This is a genomic window from Streptomyces sp. NPDC030798 (assembly GCF_055572275.1).
This window is the reverse complement of sequence record NZ_JBVIDR010000011.1, coordinates 259,078-271,674: the sequence shown is the minus strand read 5'-3', so window position 1 is coordinate 271,674 and position 12,597 is coordinate 259,078. Positions and strand designations below refer to the sequence as shown.

The 12,597-nt window shown below is 71.2% G+C and carries 13 protein-coding genes; 10 read left to right on the top strand and 3 right to left on the bottom strand.

Translation table 11 applies throughout. The features are described 5' to 3' along the window. Positions 1 to 202 precede the first annotated feature (202 nt). The 3 genes from ACZ404_RS25520 to ACZ404_RS25510 are packed head-to-tail and all read left to right on the top strand — an operon-like array spanning position 203 to position 4,016. Entirely contained in the window at positions 203 to 1,285 is a 1,083-nt protein-coding gene (locus ACZ404_RS25520; RefSeq protein ID WP_468443645.1) for a phosphotransferase, read from the top strand. A 39-nt stretch (positions 1,286 to 1,324) separates the two neighbouring features. Further along, on the top strand, positions 1,325 to 1,945 hold the full coding sequence (locus ACZ404_RS25515) for a TetR/AcrR family transcriptional regulator (protein ID WP_468443643.1): 621 nt from the start codon (positions 1,325 to 1,327) through the stop codon (positions 1,943 to 1,945). 40 nt (positions 1,946 to 1,985) lie between these two features. Beyond that, on the top strand, positions 1,986 to 4,016 hold the full coding sequence (locus ACZ404_RS25510; RefSeq protein ID WP_468443641.1) for a HelD family protein: 2,031 nt from the start codon (positions 1,986 to 1,988) through the stop codon (positions 4,014 to 4,016). Here the strand turns inward: ACZ404_RS25510 and ACZ404_RS25505 are convergent. Further along, positions 4,013 to 4,855, bottom strand: coding sequence for a nitroreductase/quinone reductase family protein (locus ACZ404_RS25505; RefSeq protein ID WP_468443639.1), 843 nt, complete (start codon positions 4,853 to 4,855; stop codon positions 4,013 to 4,015). The two genes, ACZ404_RS25510 and ACZ404_RS25505, sit on opposite strands and share 4 nt — an antisense overlap. A 216-nt stretch (positions 4,856 to 5,071) precedes the next feature. Between ACZ404_RS25505 and ACZ404_RS25500 the strand changes: the two genes are divergently transcribed. The 5 genes from ACZ404_RS25500 to ACZ404_RS25480 all read left to right on the top strand — a co-directional run bounded on the left by ACZ404_RS25500 (position 5,072) and on the right by ACZ404_RS25480 (position 9,117). Further along, positions 5,072 to 5,581 (top strand): HAD domain-containing protein, encoded by a 510-nt coding sequence (locus tag ACZ404_RS25500; RefSeq protein ID WP_468443637.1) that lies wholly within the window; start codon positions 5,072 to 5,074, stop codon positions 5,579 to 5,581. Positions 5,582 to 5,755: 174 nt separating this feature from the next. After that, on the top strand, positions 5,756 to 5,962 hold the full coding sequence (locus tag ACZ404_RS25495; RefSeq protein ID WP_468443635.1) for a hypothetical protein: 207 nt from the start codon (positions 5,756 to 5,758) through the stop codon (positions 5,960 to 5,962). A 398-nt stretch (positions 5,963 to 6,360) separates the two neighbouring features. Next, the gene (locus ACZ404_RS25490; RefSeq protein ID WP_468443633.1) at positions 6,361 to 6,567 is read left to right on the top strand and encodes a hypothetical protein; all 207 of its coding nucleotides are present in this window, start codon (positions 6,361 to 6,363) and stop codon (positions 6,565 to 6,567) included. 325 nt (positions 6,568 to 6,892) lie between these two features. After that, complete coding sequence (locus ACZ404_RS25485) at positions 6,893 to 7,750, top strand: hypothetical protein (RefSeq protein ID WP_468443631.1); 858 nt, start codon at positions 6,893 to 6,895, stop codon at positions 7,748 to 7,750. A 182-nt stretch (positions 7,751 to 7,932) separates the two neighbouring features. Beyond that, a complete protein-coding gene (locus ACZ404_RS25480; protein WP_468443629.1) occupies positions 7,933 to 9,117 on the top strand; it encodes a HEAT repeat domain-containing protein in 1,185 nt (394 codons plus the stop codon). 169 nt (positions 9,118 to 9,286) lie between these two features. Here the strand turns inward: ACZ404_RS25480 and ACZ404_RS25475 are convergent, their stop codons facing one another. Beyond that, on the bottom strand, positions 9,287 to 10,048 hold the full coding sequence (locus ACZ404_RS25475; RefSeq protein ID WP_468443627.1) for a phosphoglyceromutase: 762 nt from the start codon (positions 10,046 to 10,048) through the stop codon (positions 9,287 to 9,289). 164 nt (positions 10,049 to 10,212) lie between these two features. Between ACZ404_RS25475 and ACZ404_RS25470 the strand changes: the two genes are divergently transcribed. Next, positions 10,213 to 11,475: an MDR family MFS transporter gene (locus ACZ404_RS25470; RefSeq protein WP_468443625.1), complete on the top strand. Its 1,263-nt coding sequence runs from the start codon at positions 10,213 to 10,215 to the stop codon at positions 11,473 to 11,475. Between the two features lie 93 nt (positions 11,476 to 11,568). Then, positions 11,569 to 12,042, top strand: coding sequence for a carboxymuconolactone decarboxylase family protein (locus tag ACZ404_RS25465; protein WP_468443623.1), 474 nt, complete (start codon positions 11,569 to 11,571; stop codon positions 12,040 to 12,042). A gap of 115 nt (positions 12,043 to 12,157) precedes the next feature. Here ACZ404_RS25465 and ACZ404_RS25460 read toward each other — a convergent pair whose 3' ends face one another. Then, positions 12,158 to 12,583: a DUF2000 family protein gene (locus tag ACZ404_RS25460; RefSeq protein WP_468443621.1), complete on the bottom strand. Its 426-nt coding sequence runs from the start codon at positions 12,581 to 12,583 to the stop codon at positions 12,158 to 12,160. Positions 12,584 to 12,597: the final 14 nt, after the last annotated feature.

Genomic DNA, 12,597 nt, shown 5'->3' with positions numbered 1-12,597 from the left:
ACCACGCCCGGAAGTTGCTCACCGGCGAGGGGTGGGGTGGCACACGTGTGCGTGCATTCGCCGTCCCGTGGACCCGGTCGGACGAGTGGGGCCGACAGGACGACGGCGTCTGGCACGATGCACGCCTGAATTGGCGTGAAGTGGAGTAGCGTTCTGCCACTTCTGAGCCCTTCGGAAGGGTCCAACGCGAGAGAAACGGGCAATGTCCCCCGAACCGACTTCGATTGCTCGGCGGCGTGCGGCCGAGGTCAGCCGTGACCCGAGTGTGGTCGAGGGCCCGCTCCAGGGGTATCACCACGAGACCTATGTGTTTCCGCTGCACGGCGAGGCGGGTCGGCTCCGGCCGGGGCGATGGAAATGCCGTGAGCCGCGCGCCGATCTGCTCTGGTTCGACCGCCGCTGCTTCGCCTCGGAAGAACAGCTCCTGAAGGCACTGCACGGCCGGGTCCAGAGAATTCCGGAGATCGTCGACATTGGCGGTACGGGCCTGCAGCGGTTCATCGAAGGGCGGACACTCGGCTCCCTCCACTCGTCGGACACCCCGGTTCCCGATGTGTTCCGGCAGCAGATCCTCGGGCTGTTCCGGCAACTGGCGGCAGTCGCTCCCGGGACGATCGCGGTCGACCGGAGATGCGATGCGGAGGACCGTCCGGACGACGGCGACACGGAAGGGTTCCTGGAGCGGCTCGTCCATTTCACCGAGCACCGGGTGTACCAGCACAATCTGAACCGGTTCGAGGGCCTCTTCCGGGAACTCGGCCTGGGCGCCGACGCGTTCAAGCATCTGCGCAAACACGTGTCCGGACTGCGGGAGCGCCGCTTCTGCCTGCTGCACGCGGATCTGCATCGCGAGAACTTCATCGTGGACGCCGAACGACGTCTGTGGACCATCGACTGGGAACTGGCGATGGTCGGCGACCCGCTCTACGACCTGGCCACCCATCTGCACCTGATGCGCTACCCGGCGTGGCAGGCGCGGACGGTGGCCGAGCAGTGGCGCGCGGCCGTGGAGGAGATCCGCCCCGGCGGTACGAACGGCTGGCGGCAGGACCTGGGGCGGCTGATCGCCTACAAGAGGGCCCAGTCCGTCTTCACCGACGTCATCCGTACGGCCCTCACGCTGGGTGCCGTCCGGGGCGCCGGCCGGCGGCGGCTCGGCCCGGCCGCGCTGAAGCTGCACCGGGTCCTGGCCGACGCCGTCGTTCCCCTGGGGCTGGAGGCGGTGCCGGAGCCGCGCAAAATCGTCACCGCACTCATGCGCTGGCACGCACAGCACGGCCACTGACGGGCACGGTGCCAGGATCCCGCTGCGTAGGCTGCCCCCATGGGTGAGATGGGCCTGCGGGAGCGCAAGAAGCAGCGGATGTACCAGGAGGTGTCGGACACCGCCGTGGCGCTGTTCCTGGAGCGCGGGTTCGATGCCGTGTCGGTCGCGGAGGTGGCCGCCGCGGCCGGGATCTCCAAGCCGACGCTGTTCCGGTACTTCCCGGCCAAGGAGGACCTGGTCCTGTACCGGATCGCCGACCACGAGACGGAGGCCGCGCGGGTGGCCGCGGGCTCGGCCGAGCCGCTTCGGGCGCTGCGCCGGCACTTCCTCGCCGGGCTCGAGCGGTGCGACCCGGTCACGGGCCTCAACGACCACCCCGCGGTGCTCTCCTTCCATCGGCTGCTGTACGGGACGCCGGCCCTGGTGGCCCGGGTGTACGGCCATCTCGAGCGCTCGGAGGCCGCGCTGGCCGAGGCCCTCGGCGGGGGCCTGGAGGCGAAGCTCGCCGCCGGGCAGATCATCGCCGTCCAGCGGATCCTGGCGCTGGAGAACTGGCGGCGGATCGCGGCCGGGGAGGGTGTGGAGGAGGTCCGTCCGGACGCGGTGCGGGCGGCGCAGCGGGCGTTCGAGCGCCTGGAGGCGGGGCTGGCACTCCGGCCCGCACATGAGACTGAGTAATAAATTTAACTCGGTTACATAAATTCGGTACGGTGGGGTCATGACGTCACCCCGGCGCACCCTCGACGACACCCTCCACCGTGAACGCGCGTACCACGACGCCTGCCGCACCGCCCTCGCCGCCATGGTCGAGGGCGCAGCCGAGCACGTCGTCTCCGGCGAGGACGTCTCCGCCTCCGGAGCCGACGCCGAGGTGCTCGGCCACCAGCTGCGCAGCCGCGCCAAGGCCCTGCGCGAACTGCCGAGAGGCCCGCTGTTCTTCGGCCGTCTCGACTTCGCCGACAGCGACCCCGAGCACGGCGGTCAGCAGTACCACGTCGGCCGCCTGCGGATCACCGAGGACCCGGCCGCCCCGCCCCTCGTCGTCGACTGGCGGGCCCCCGTCTCCCGCGCCTTCTACCAGTCGAGCGCCCGCGACCCGCAGGGCGTGGAGGTACGGCGCCGGTTCGGCTGGGCGCCCGGCAGCCGGGGCGACTCCGCCGACCTGACCGGGCTCGAGGACGAGTACCTGGGCCGGGGCGAGTCCCGGGCCGGCGACATCGTCGCCCGGGAGATCGAACGGCCCCGCGTCGGGCCCATGCGGGACATCGCGGCCACCATCCAGCCCGAGCAGGACGACCTCGTCCGCGCCGGCCTCACCGACTCCGTCTGCGTCCAGGGTGCCCCCGGCACCGGCAAGACCGCCGTCGGCCTCCACCGCGCCGCCTACCTCCTCTACACCCACCCCCGCCGCGTCCGCCGCTCCGGCCTGCTGATCCTCGGCCCCAACCGCACCTTCCTGTCCTACATCGCCGAGGTGCTGCCCTCCCTCGGCGAGACCGGCGTGCGCCAGGCCACCCTGCTGGAGGAGGTCGCCCGCCACCCGGTCACCGGCACCGACCCCGTCCCCACGGCCACGGTCAAGCACGACGCCCGCATGGCCGAGGTGCTGCGCCGGGCGCTGTACGGGCGGGTGGTGAGCGCGGGCCTCACCGACCTCGTCGTACCGGACGGGTCGTACCGCTGGCGGGTGTCCGCCGGGGACCTGGCGGCGATCGTGGACGAGGTGCGCGCCGAGCAGCCGCCGTACGCCACCGGCCGCGAGCGGGTGCGCACCCGGGTCGTACGGCGGCTGCAGGCACAGGCCGAGCGGCGCTCGGGTCCCCGGCCGAACGCCTGGGTGCGCCGCGTCGAACGGGCCCGGCCGCTCACCGCCCAACTCGACGCGGTCTGGCCGAAGGTTCGCCCCGAGGAGGTGCTGACCGAACTCCTCACGGACCCCGCTGCGTTGGCGCGGGCCGCAGACGGCCTCCTGGACCCCGACGAGCAGGCGGCGCTCCTGTGGCCCCGCCCACCGCGATCCTTCAAGTCCGCCCGCTGGTCGGCCGCCGACCTGGTCCTGCTGGACGAGCTGTCCGGACTGATCGAACACCCCGAGGGCTACGGCCACATCGTCGTGGACGAGGCGCAGGACCTCTCGCCCATGGAGTGCCGGGCCATCGCCCGCCGGGCCGTCTTCGGCTCGCTGACCGTGCTCGGCGACCTCGCCCAGGGCACCACGCCGTGGGCCGCGCGCACCTGGGACGTCCAACTTCGTCACCTGGGCAAACCGGAAGCGGCCGTAGTGCCGCTGACCACCGGGTTCCGGGTGCCGGCGGCGGTCGCCGAGCTGGCCAACCGGCTGCTCGGCCGGCTCGACGTCGCCGTGCCCGCCGTACGGTCCCTGCGGGCGGACGGCGAGCTGACCGTCCGCCCCACCGACGACGCGCCCGCCGCGACCGTCACCGCCGTACGCGAGGCACTGGCCGGCGAGGGCTCGGTCGGGGTCGTCGCGGCGGACACGGACATCCCCGCCCTGCGGGACGCCCTCACCGCGGCCGGCCTCACCCCCGCGGGCCCCGACGAACCGGCTGCCCGGCTCTCCCTGGTACCCGCGACCCTGGTCAAGGGCCTGGAATACGACCACGTCATCGCCGTGGAGCCCGCAGCCATCACGGAGGCGGAACACCGCGGCACCCACCGCCTGTACGTGGTCCTGACCCGAGCGGTCTCCCGCCTGGACGTCATCCATTCCAGGCCCCTGCCGTTCTAGCCGGCGTCCAGGACCGCCACCAACTGCTCCTCCTCGTACGCCAGATGATCCTCCAGCTCGGCCGTCAGCCGGTCCACCTCGGCGCGGGCGCCGGCCGGGTCGGCGTGCTCACCGGAGACCGCGCGCCCGAGCTGCTCCACGAGGACGGAGATCCGCCCGTGCTCCGCCCGCAGCCGCTCCAGCACAGGCGCGAGCCGCGGATGGCGCCCGGCGAGGAACGGGAACAGCGCGGTGTCCTCGCCGGCGTGGTGGTGGTGCAGCCCCTGGCACAGGGTGAGGCAGTTGACGCGGAGCTGCGCGCCGAGGGCCGAACCGTCGCCGGCGGCCATCTCCTGGCGAATCAGGGCGAGTTCGCGCCGGAACACGTCATGGACCAGCCGGATCGCCGCACCCGGCGAGCCGGCGGCGATGTCCGGCGGACCGCCCTGGGGGATCTCGTGCAGTGCGACGACGGGGATCACCCGGTCCGTCCTGTCCTGGTACGCCTGCCAGCCCCGGTCCGCCTCCACCGCCCGCGCGAAGGCCCGGTCCCGCTCCTCGCCCGCCAGCACTTCGGCGCGGGCCCGGTAGGTGAACACCCCGCTCTCGACGGTCGCTTCGGGGTGCGCGAGCAGGTTCCGGTACCAGTCGGGGTGACGCGGCGAGCCCCCGGCCGAGGCGATGACCAGGATCCGGCCGGCGCCGTCCGGGAGGTAGCCGACGGGGGTGGTGTGCGGGGCGCCGGTACGGGCACCGGTGGTGGTCAGCAGGATCAGCCGGGCATCCTCGAACCAGCCGCTCACGCGTCCGTGCCGGGCCCGGAACTCTTCGATGATCTTCTGATTGAACTCGTTGGGCACGCTCTCTTCTCTCTCTGCGACAGATCGACGACTTCGCTCACGCAGAGAAGGAAGGCGGGCTCCGCGCCCGCGGAGACCTCACTCAGAGGCCGGGCACCCAACTCGCTCACGGCCCACGGCCGACCCGGCAGTCATGCCCGCGACGCTACCGCCAGGCCGCACCCGCCGCCATCGAGTTCTCGCCTCAAGGGCTCGGAGACCTGATCCTTGTCCTTGATGCTGCTCTTCCTCGACGTGGACGGTCCGCTCATCCCCTTCGGCGCACCGGGCCGCCCCTACCCCGTCCACGACCACGGTCTCGCCCCGCCCGCGGAGGCCGCCGCGGCGCATCCGCTGCTGCACCGCGTCGATCCAACACTCGGCCGGCGTCTGACGGCGCTCGACTGCGCGCTGGTGTGGGCGACCACCTGGGGGGACGACGCCAACGCCTGCCTGTCCCCCTGGCTCGGCCTGCCCGCGCTGCCGGTCGTCCCGTGGCCGGACGAGGACGAGCCGCCCGGCCCGTTGCACTGGAAGACCCGCCCCCTGGTCGCCTGGGCGGCCGGCCGCCCCTTCGTCTGGCTCGACGACGAACTCACCGCCCTCGACCGCGCCTGGGTCACCGCCCACCACCCCGCCCCGGCCCTCCTGCACCGCGTCGACCACCGCTACGGCCTGACGGACGCCGACTTCACCGCGATCCGGCAGTGGCTGGGAGGAACGCTCGCTGCCCGTGACCAGGGCTGAACGGCCGGCTGCCGCCCTTCGTACCCGCGCAGTCACTCAGCGCGGCCGTCCCCGGGTGCACAGGACGGGTGGGGGAGAGGATGCGACGCTGAAGTGAGGGACTTGGCGGACCGCCCACGGGCCCCGTCTCCTTCCCGAAGATGGAGCGAGGGCGCCCGGGAGGAGGAGGAAGTCATGCGCATGCGAAGAATCCTGGGCCTCGTCCTGGCCGCGGCAACCCTGGCCGGCGTGAGCGTCGTCGGCGCTGCGGGCGCCGGGGCCGCGTCGTCTCCGACCATCTCCAGAGACGACTGCACGGCCGCCGGCGGGCAGATCGTTTCACGCCCCTACGCCGGTGACGCCTGCGCGCTGCCCGACGGGACGACACAGGCGATCACGTGACAGTGACCGACCAGGTCGTTCGCATCTCCCACCTGTAGCGATGCCGGATCTCCCCGGAGCCGACCGGCACGGTGCACCCGCCGGTCGGCTCCACCGTGCTCCTCGGCGACCCGGCTGCCGTTCAGCCTGTGCGCCCCAAAGAGCACGCGCAGCGCCCTCCTGGCCGTCACGTCCCGCGACAGCGGCCGCACTTGGCAGAACCTCACCACCACGCACGTCGACGGGTGACGATTCGCGACACGGCACGCGAAGCGGCCCCGTACAGCAAAATTTGAAGAGTTAACGGACTCCGCAGCCGGCAGCGCTGTTACCCCAATGGCCCAACATGACGTCGCACCCACATGGGTGAAGACTGATGAGTACCCCCAACCGAGGCAATCCGTGAAAAGGGGAACCACATGCGCATTCGACGAATCCTCGCCGCTGTCATCGGCACGGCAGCCCTCGCCGGACTCGGCCTCACAGGCGCCGTCACCGCCGCCGCCGCACCACAGGGTGCCTCGTCCTACGTCACCCCTTCCGAGTGCAAGCAGGGCGGCGGAACGCCCGATCTGACGGCCAACGTCTGCAAGGGCGGCATGCACAACGGGGAGCAGATCGACTGAACCACACAAGGCGCCCCGCAGCCACACGCCGCGGGGCGCTCGCTGCTCAGGAGCGGTGGGCTCGCGTGCCTCGGACGGCCCAGGGACGGCCCAGCTTCGCCGCACTGGACTGACGGCCGGCACCCTCGGTGCGCCCACGACGGCCGATCCGTGCCCGACGGCCTTCACCTCCCGTCCGGTTCCTGTGTCGCCCACCGCTTCGCGAACGAACGTCCTTTAGGCTCACCTCGCCACATATGACCCTTGATCGGCGGAGGGCAGGACTGCGGGCATCAACCGCGAGCAGCTCATCAGAACGCTGACATTCTGGCTGCGTCCTGCGTTCGTGCTGCGCGTCATCAACCGGTTCCAGAAGGTCGCGGGCTTCGACCGCTCGATGGCTCTGGCCTCCGGTGCACTGACCGGGCTGATCCCGCTGGCAGTGCTGAGCGGTGCCGTCTTCGGCGGAGAGTCCGCAGACCGGATCATCAACCGCTACGGGCTCACCGGCGGAGGTGCTGAAGCCGTCCGGGCGGTGTTCTCCGCCGAGTCCACGAGTGCCGGCGTCGGTGTCTTCGGGACCGTGTTCCTGGCGATCTCGGTGCTGAGCTTCTCCCGGACCGTGCAGCGGCTGTTCGAACAGACCTGGGAACTCAAGCCGCTCGGCGTACGCAACACACGCAACGGCCTGTGGTGGATCTGCACACTCAGCCTCTACACCGTAGTCATCGGATGGCTCTACGTGGCTCTGGGCGGGGGTCGCCTGGGACTGGCGGCTGCGGTGTGCGAGGTCCCGGTGACCACGGCGTTCCTCACCTGGAGCGGCCGGATCCTCTCCGCGAAACGGCTCACCGGGACGGCCCTGCTCCCGTTCGCGGTCAGCGCGGCCGGCCTGACTGCGGCCTATTCGGTGGTCGCGACCGTCTACCTGCCACGCCTGTTCAATTCCTACGCCTCGCGCTACGGCGCGGCCGGCGCGGTCTTCGGGATGGCCTCGGCCCTCTTCGGCGCCATGCTCATCCTCGTCGTATCAGCCGCCCTGGGCAGGGAGGTACGAGACGAACTCCTCCGGATCCGGCAGGGCCGGCGCCCGTCCCAGGACGAAGTCCGCCGCCAGTGGGACAGCATCGTCGAACAGACACGGTCACGCTGGCGCGCCGTGCACAGACAACCCCCGCACCATCAGCCGGAGAACCCCCTCTGACGCCGAGACCGCTTCGTCGACCGTCTCAGTTGCAGGCGGTTCCGCCAAAAGGTGAACGTCCTAGACTGACGAGCGGCCAAAGCGACGGGGGCATGGGCGTGAGCGCTGGTGTGGACATGAGCGGCGAAGTGGACTTCGACCCTTTCCTGATATCTGCAGTACGGGCCAGGGACACCGACGCTATGGGACACCTGCTTCAGGCAGGCGCCGACCCCGACGTGCATGACGGACGGGGAACACCAGCACTATGCCTGGCGATCGAGTTGTACGCCGGAACCGCCGCCCATCTACTGGCCGAGCATGGTGCCGACCCCGAGCAGTGCGGACCGGACGGTGTGCCGCCACTGCGCAAGGCCGTCGACTCGGGCTCGCCGACGCTGGTCGAGGCCGTCTTGCACGATGGGTCCCGGTGGCGTCACCGCGAGGCCGAGCTACTGGAAATGCGGAACCTCGCCCGGCACTGGCATGAAACGGGCACCGAAGCGGAACTGCGGCGCCGTACCGGCGCGCAGGGCCCCGTGGCTCCAACCCGCGTCCAGGACGACGAGTTCACGGCCGTCAACGAGCTCTCCCTCGGGGGGCTGACAGTGCGCGACGGGCACGCGGCGATCCTCACGGATCTGGAGGCCACGCTCAACATCCGAACCTCCTTCGAGGAACTGATGGACCGCGCCCTGACCCGCCCCGACCAGCAGCACGCCGTATGGCTGACTTCCACGATGCTTCTGGCGAACCGCCGCGACCAGGGCACCTGGGACGCCGCTGCGGCCCTGCGCGTCCATCCGGACCCGGTACACCGGCTGTTCGGTGCAGAGGTGTTGCGACTGACCCATCTGTTCGACCAGAGCGACGAGCAACCCTTCGCGGGCGCCGCCCTGGAGCTCTTCGTCGACTGGTCGGGCGGGGAGACTGACGCCGCCGTGCTCACCGAGGTGCTGGTCGGCCTCGCCGACCACGCCGACCCGCGCGCCGACGCAGCCGTCCTGCCATACGGCAGCCATCCCGACGTCCGGGTGCGGCGCGCGGTAGCCTCCGCCTTCGACCAGTGGTCGCGGGCCTTTCCCCCCGTCATCCAGGAGACGCTGCTGGGTCTCATGACCGACCCCGACGCAGAGGTGCGGCAGCGGGCCTGCCGTACGATCGCCGACGGCAGGAGCCGCGATCCCGCCCTCGCCGACGGCATGGCAGAGCTGCTGGACGATCCGATCCGCCAGGTCCGGGTCGTCGCCGTGTACGGGCTCGCCCGCCATGACGACGAGCGGTGCGTGGAAGGCGCACGCCGCCTTCCCCCGGCGCCGCCCGGCACCCCGTACGAGTACGACCTCGACGAGGTATGGCGGTACAAGCTGCGCCGCGACGATCGCTGACACCCGGGCCGGGACGTCAGGGCCGAAAGAACACCAGGCACCGGCCGCACTTGCCTAAGAGCCGCGAGCACGCCGCCGCCCGCGAGCACGGCATGCACGCGCTGCGGCACGGCACGAAAATGCCTCCCGCCCGCGCCATGTGCGCAGGTGGGAGGCATGATCGCGCAACCTACTTCTTCTTGCCCTGGTTCTTGACCGCCTCGATCGCTGCTGCGGCCGCCTGCGGGTCGAGGTACTTGCCGCCCGGGGTGACCGGGTTGAAGTCGGCGTCGAGTTCGTAGTACAGGGGGATGCCGGTCGGGATGTTCAGGCCCGCGATGTCGGCGTCCGAGATGTTGTCCAGGTGCTTGACCAGGGCGCGCAGGGAGTTGCCGTGGGCGGCGACGAGGACCGTGCGGCCGGTCAGGAGGTCGGGGACGATGCCGTCGTACCAGTACGGGAGCATCCGGACGACGACGTCCTTGAGGCACTCCGTGCGGGGGCGCAGCTCCGGGGGGATCGTCGCGTAGCGGGGGTCGGCGGACTGGGAGAACTCCGAGTCGTCGGCGAGCGGCGGGGGCGGGGTGTCGTACGAGCGGCGCCAGAGCATGAACTGCTCCTCGCCGAACTCGGCCAGCGTCGCCGCCTTGTCCTTGCCCTGGAGGGCGCCGTAGTGGCGCTCGTTCAGGCGCCAGCTGCGGTGGACCGGGATCCAGTGGCGGTCGGCGGCCTCGAGAGCCAGCTGGGCGGTGCGGATCGCGCGCTTCTGCAGGGACGTGTGGACCACGTCGGGCAGGAGACCGGCGTCCTTCAGGAGTTCGCCGCCGCGGACTGCCTCCTTCTCGCCCTTCTCGTTCAGGTTGACGTCCACCCAGCCGGTGAACAGGTTCTTCGCGTTCCACTCGCTCTCGCCGTGGCGGAGGAGGATCAGCTTGTACGGTGCGTCGGCCATGGGTCAGAGCGTAATCCACGCCCTCGGGACGGTGCTCCGGCTGCTCGGTGGGCGGACGGGAGGCGGGCCGGGGGGCGGCTCCCGTTAATTGGGTGGTTCATGCCAAGACTGGGATCGTAAGGTGTGGCAGTCGGTTAGGCCGCTTACATCGGGGGTTCGGTTCCATGTCCGTCGCCAGTCTCAGACGTGCCGCCCGGGAGAGCGTCTCCGGGCTCCCCCGCGAGTTCTGGTGGCTGTGGACCAGCACCCTGGTCAACCGGCTGGGCGCCTTCGTCGCCACCTTCATGGCGCTGTACCTGACGCTCGACCGTGGCTACTCGGCCTCCTACGCCGGTCTCGTCGCCTCGCTGCACGGGCTCGGCGGGGTCGTCTCCTCGCTGGGCGGCGGGGTGATGGCCGACCGGCTCGGCAGGCGGCCGACCATGCTCGTCGCCCAGTCGGCGACCGCCGCCTCCGTCACCCTGCTCGGCTTCGTGCACGACCCGCTCACCATCGCCGGCGTCGCCTTCCTGGTCGGCCTGTCCGCCAACGCCTCCCGGCCGGCCGTGCAGGCGATGATGGCCGACATCGTGCGGCCCGAGGACCGGGTGCGGGCCTTCTCGCTCAACTACTGGGCCATCAACCTCGGCTTCGCCGTCTCCTCCATGGCCGCCGGGTTCATCGCCGAGTTCAGCTACCTCGCCGGCTTCCTGATCGAGGCCGGGATGACGGCCGTCTGCGCGCTCGTCGTCTTCCTGAAGGTGCCCGAGTCGCGGCCCGCCGTCGGGGAGAAGGAGAAGGGGGAGAGCGTCGGGCTCGGGACCGTGCTGCGCGACGGGCGGTACATGGCCGTCGTCGGGCTCTCCTTCCTCGTCGCCCTCGTCTTCCAGCAGGGATCCGTCGGCCTGCCGGTCGCCATGGGCCGGGCCGGGTTCACGCCCGCCGACTACGGCCTCGCCGTCGCCGTCAACGGCATCCTCATCGTCGCCTTGCAGATCCCGGTCACCCGTTTCATCGAGCACCGCGATCCGCGCTCGCTGCTCGTCGTCTCCTCGCTCCTCGCGGGCTACGGCTTCGGGCTGACCGCCTTCGCCGGCTCGGTCGGCGTCTTCGCGCTGACCGTGTGCGTGTGGACGCTCGCCGAGATCGTCAACGCGCCGACGCAGACCGGGCTCGTCGTACGGCTGTCACCGGTGCACGGGCGCGGGCGCTACCAGGGCGTGTACTCGTTGTCCTGGTCCGTCGCCGCCCTGGTCGCGCCGCTGATCTCCGGCGCGGTCATCGACCGGTTCGGGGCGGCGTGGCTGTGGGGGATGTGCGCGGTCGTCGGCACGGTGGCGGGGATCGGGTACGGGGTGCTCATGCGGCGGCTGCCCCGGGAAGAGGAAGCGGCGGCGCCCCGGACGGGGGCGCTTCGGGCGTCCGCCGAGTCTCCCAGCCAGGCGTGACGGGGGTCACAGGCGAGGCTGTCACATCCCGGAGGGCTGCCGGGTCATGGATGTGTAGCCAACGGAAAGCACCGAGAGCCAAGGAGCCCGACCATGGAAGCTCGTCTCAACCTCTTCGAGAACGCCGTCGCGGGCAAGTTCCTGCGGTACATCAACTCGGCCGGCAAGGTGATCTCGGACTCCACGCTGCCCGCCGCGACCCAGGAACTGGTGAAGATCCGCGCCAGCCAGATCAACGGCTGCGGCTTCTGCACCGACATGCACACCAAGGACGCCGCCCACGCCGGGGAGACCGCCGAGCGCCTGCACATGGTGGCCGCCTGGAGGGAGGCCAAGGTGTTCACCGACGCCGAGCGGGCCGCCCTGGAGCTGATGGAGCAGGGCACCCGCATCGCCGACGCGGCCGGCGGCGTCCCGGACGAGGTGTGGGCGAACGCCGCCAAGCACTACGACGAGGACCAGCTCGCCGCCCTGGTGGCGCTCATCGCCCTGATCAACGCCTACAACCGGATGAACGTCGTCGTCCAGCAGCCCGCCGGCGACTACCAGCCGGGCATGTTCGGCTGACGGGCAGCGCGCACCGAGGGGGCGCCCCACGTCCTTCTTCGCGCCCCCTCAGCGCTCACGCCTGCATCCGCATCCCCCTCAGCGCTCACGCCTGCATCCGCACCCCCCTCAGCGCTCAGGGATGCATCCGCGCCCCCTTCAGCACCTTGTCCACGCCGCCCCGCGGGCCGTACACCGCGAGCCCCACCAGATCCAGGTCCGCCGTCGGCACGGCGCGCACCGCCGCGCGGTTGTCGCGGTCGTTGCCCGTGGTGAACAGGTCCGCCGTGAACACCGCCCGGGGCAGGGCCCGGCTCAGCGCCCGCCCGTGCGCCGCGCGCAGCGTCTCCTTCGTCCCCTCGAACACCAGCACCGGCTGGCGGAACATCGGCAGGTAGGCCACCCCGTCGGCGTCCTCGTACGGCTCCCCGATCACCTCGGGGACCGCCGCGCCCAGGCCGCTGACCAGGAACGCGGTGACGTTCAGCCGCTGCCAGGGCTCCAGGTCCGCGCGCAGCAGTACGGCGATCTTCGTGTCGAAACGGATGGGTTCAGCGCTCATGCGTCGAGACTGCC

Excerpts from the sequence above, each read along its gene's own strand:
- ACZ404_RS25520 (WP_468443645.1), top strand. The coding sequence starts at position 203 with ATGTCCCCCGAACCGACTTCGATTGCTCGGCGGCGTGCGGCCGAGGTC.
- ACZ404_RS25515 (WP_468443643.1), top strand. The coding sequence starts at position 1,325 with ATGGGTGAGATGGGCCTGCGGGAGCGCAAGAAGCAGCGGATGTACCAG.
- ACZ404_RS25510 (WP_468443641.1), top strand. The coding sequence starts at position 1,986 with ATGACGTCACCCCGGCGCACCCTCGACGACACCCTCCACCGTGAACGC.
- ACZ404_RS25500 (WP_468443637.1), top strand. The coding sequence starts at position 5,072 with ATGCTGCTCTTCCTCGACGTGGACGGTCCGCTCATCCCCTTCGGCGCA.
- ACZ404_RS25495 (WP_468443635.1), top strand. The coding sequence starts at position 5,756 with ATGCGCATGCGAAGAATCCTGGGCCTCGTCCTGGCCGCGGCAACCCTG.
- ACZ404_RS25490 (WP_468443633.1), top strand. The coding sequence starts at position 6,361 with ATGCGCATTCGACGAATCCTCGCCGCTGTCATCGGCACGGCAGCCCTC.
- ACZ404_RS25480 (WP_468443629.1), top strand. The coding sequence starts at position 7,933 with ATGGGACACCTGCTTCAGGCAGGCGCCGACCCCGACGTGCATGACGGA.
- ACZ404_RS25475 (WP_468443627.1), bottom strand. The coding sequence starts at position 10,048 with ATGGCCGACGCACCGTACAAGCTGATCCTCCTCCGCCACGGCGAGAGC.
- ACZ404_RS25470 (WP_468443625.1), top strand. The coding sequence starts at position 10,213 with ATGTCCGTCGCCAGTCTCAGACGTGCCGCCCGGGAGAGCGTCTCCGGG.
- ACZ404_RS25465 (WP_468443623.1), top strand. The coding sequence starts at position 11,569 with ATGGAAGCTCGTCTCAACCTCTTCGAGAACGCCGTCGCGGGCAAGTTC.
- ACZ404_RS25460 (WP_468443621.1), bottom strand. The coding sequence starts at position 12,583 with ATGAGCGCTGAACCCATCCGTTTCGACACGAAGATCGCCGTACTGCTG.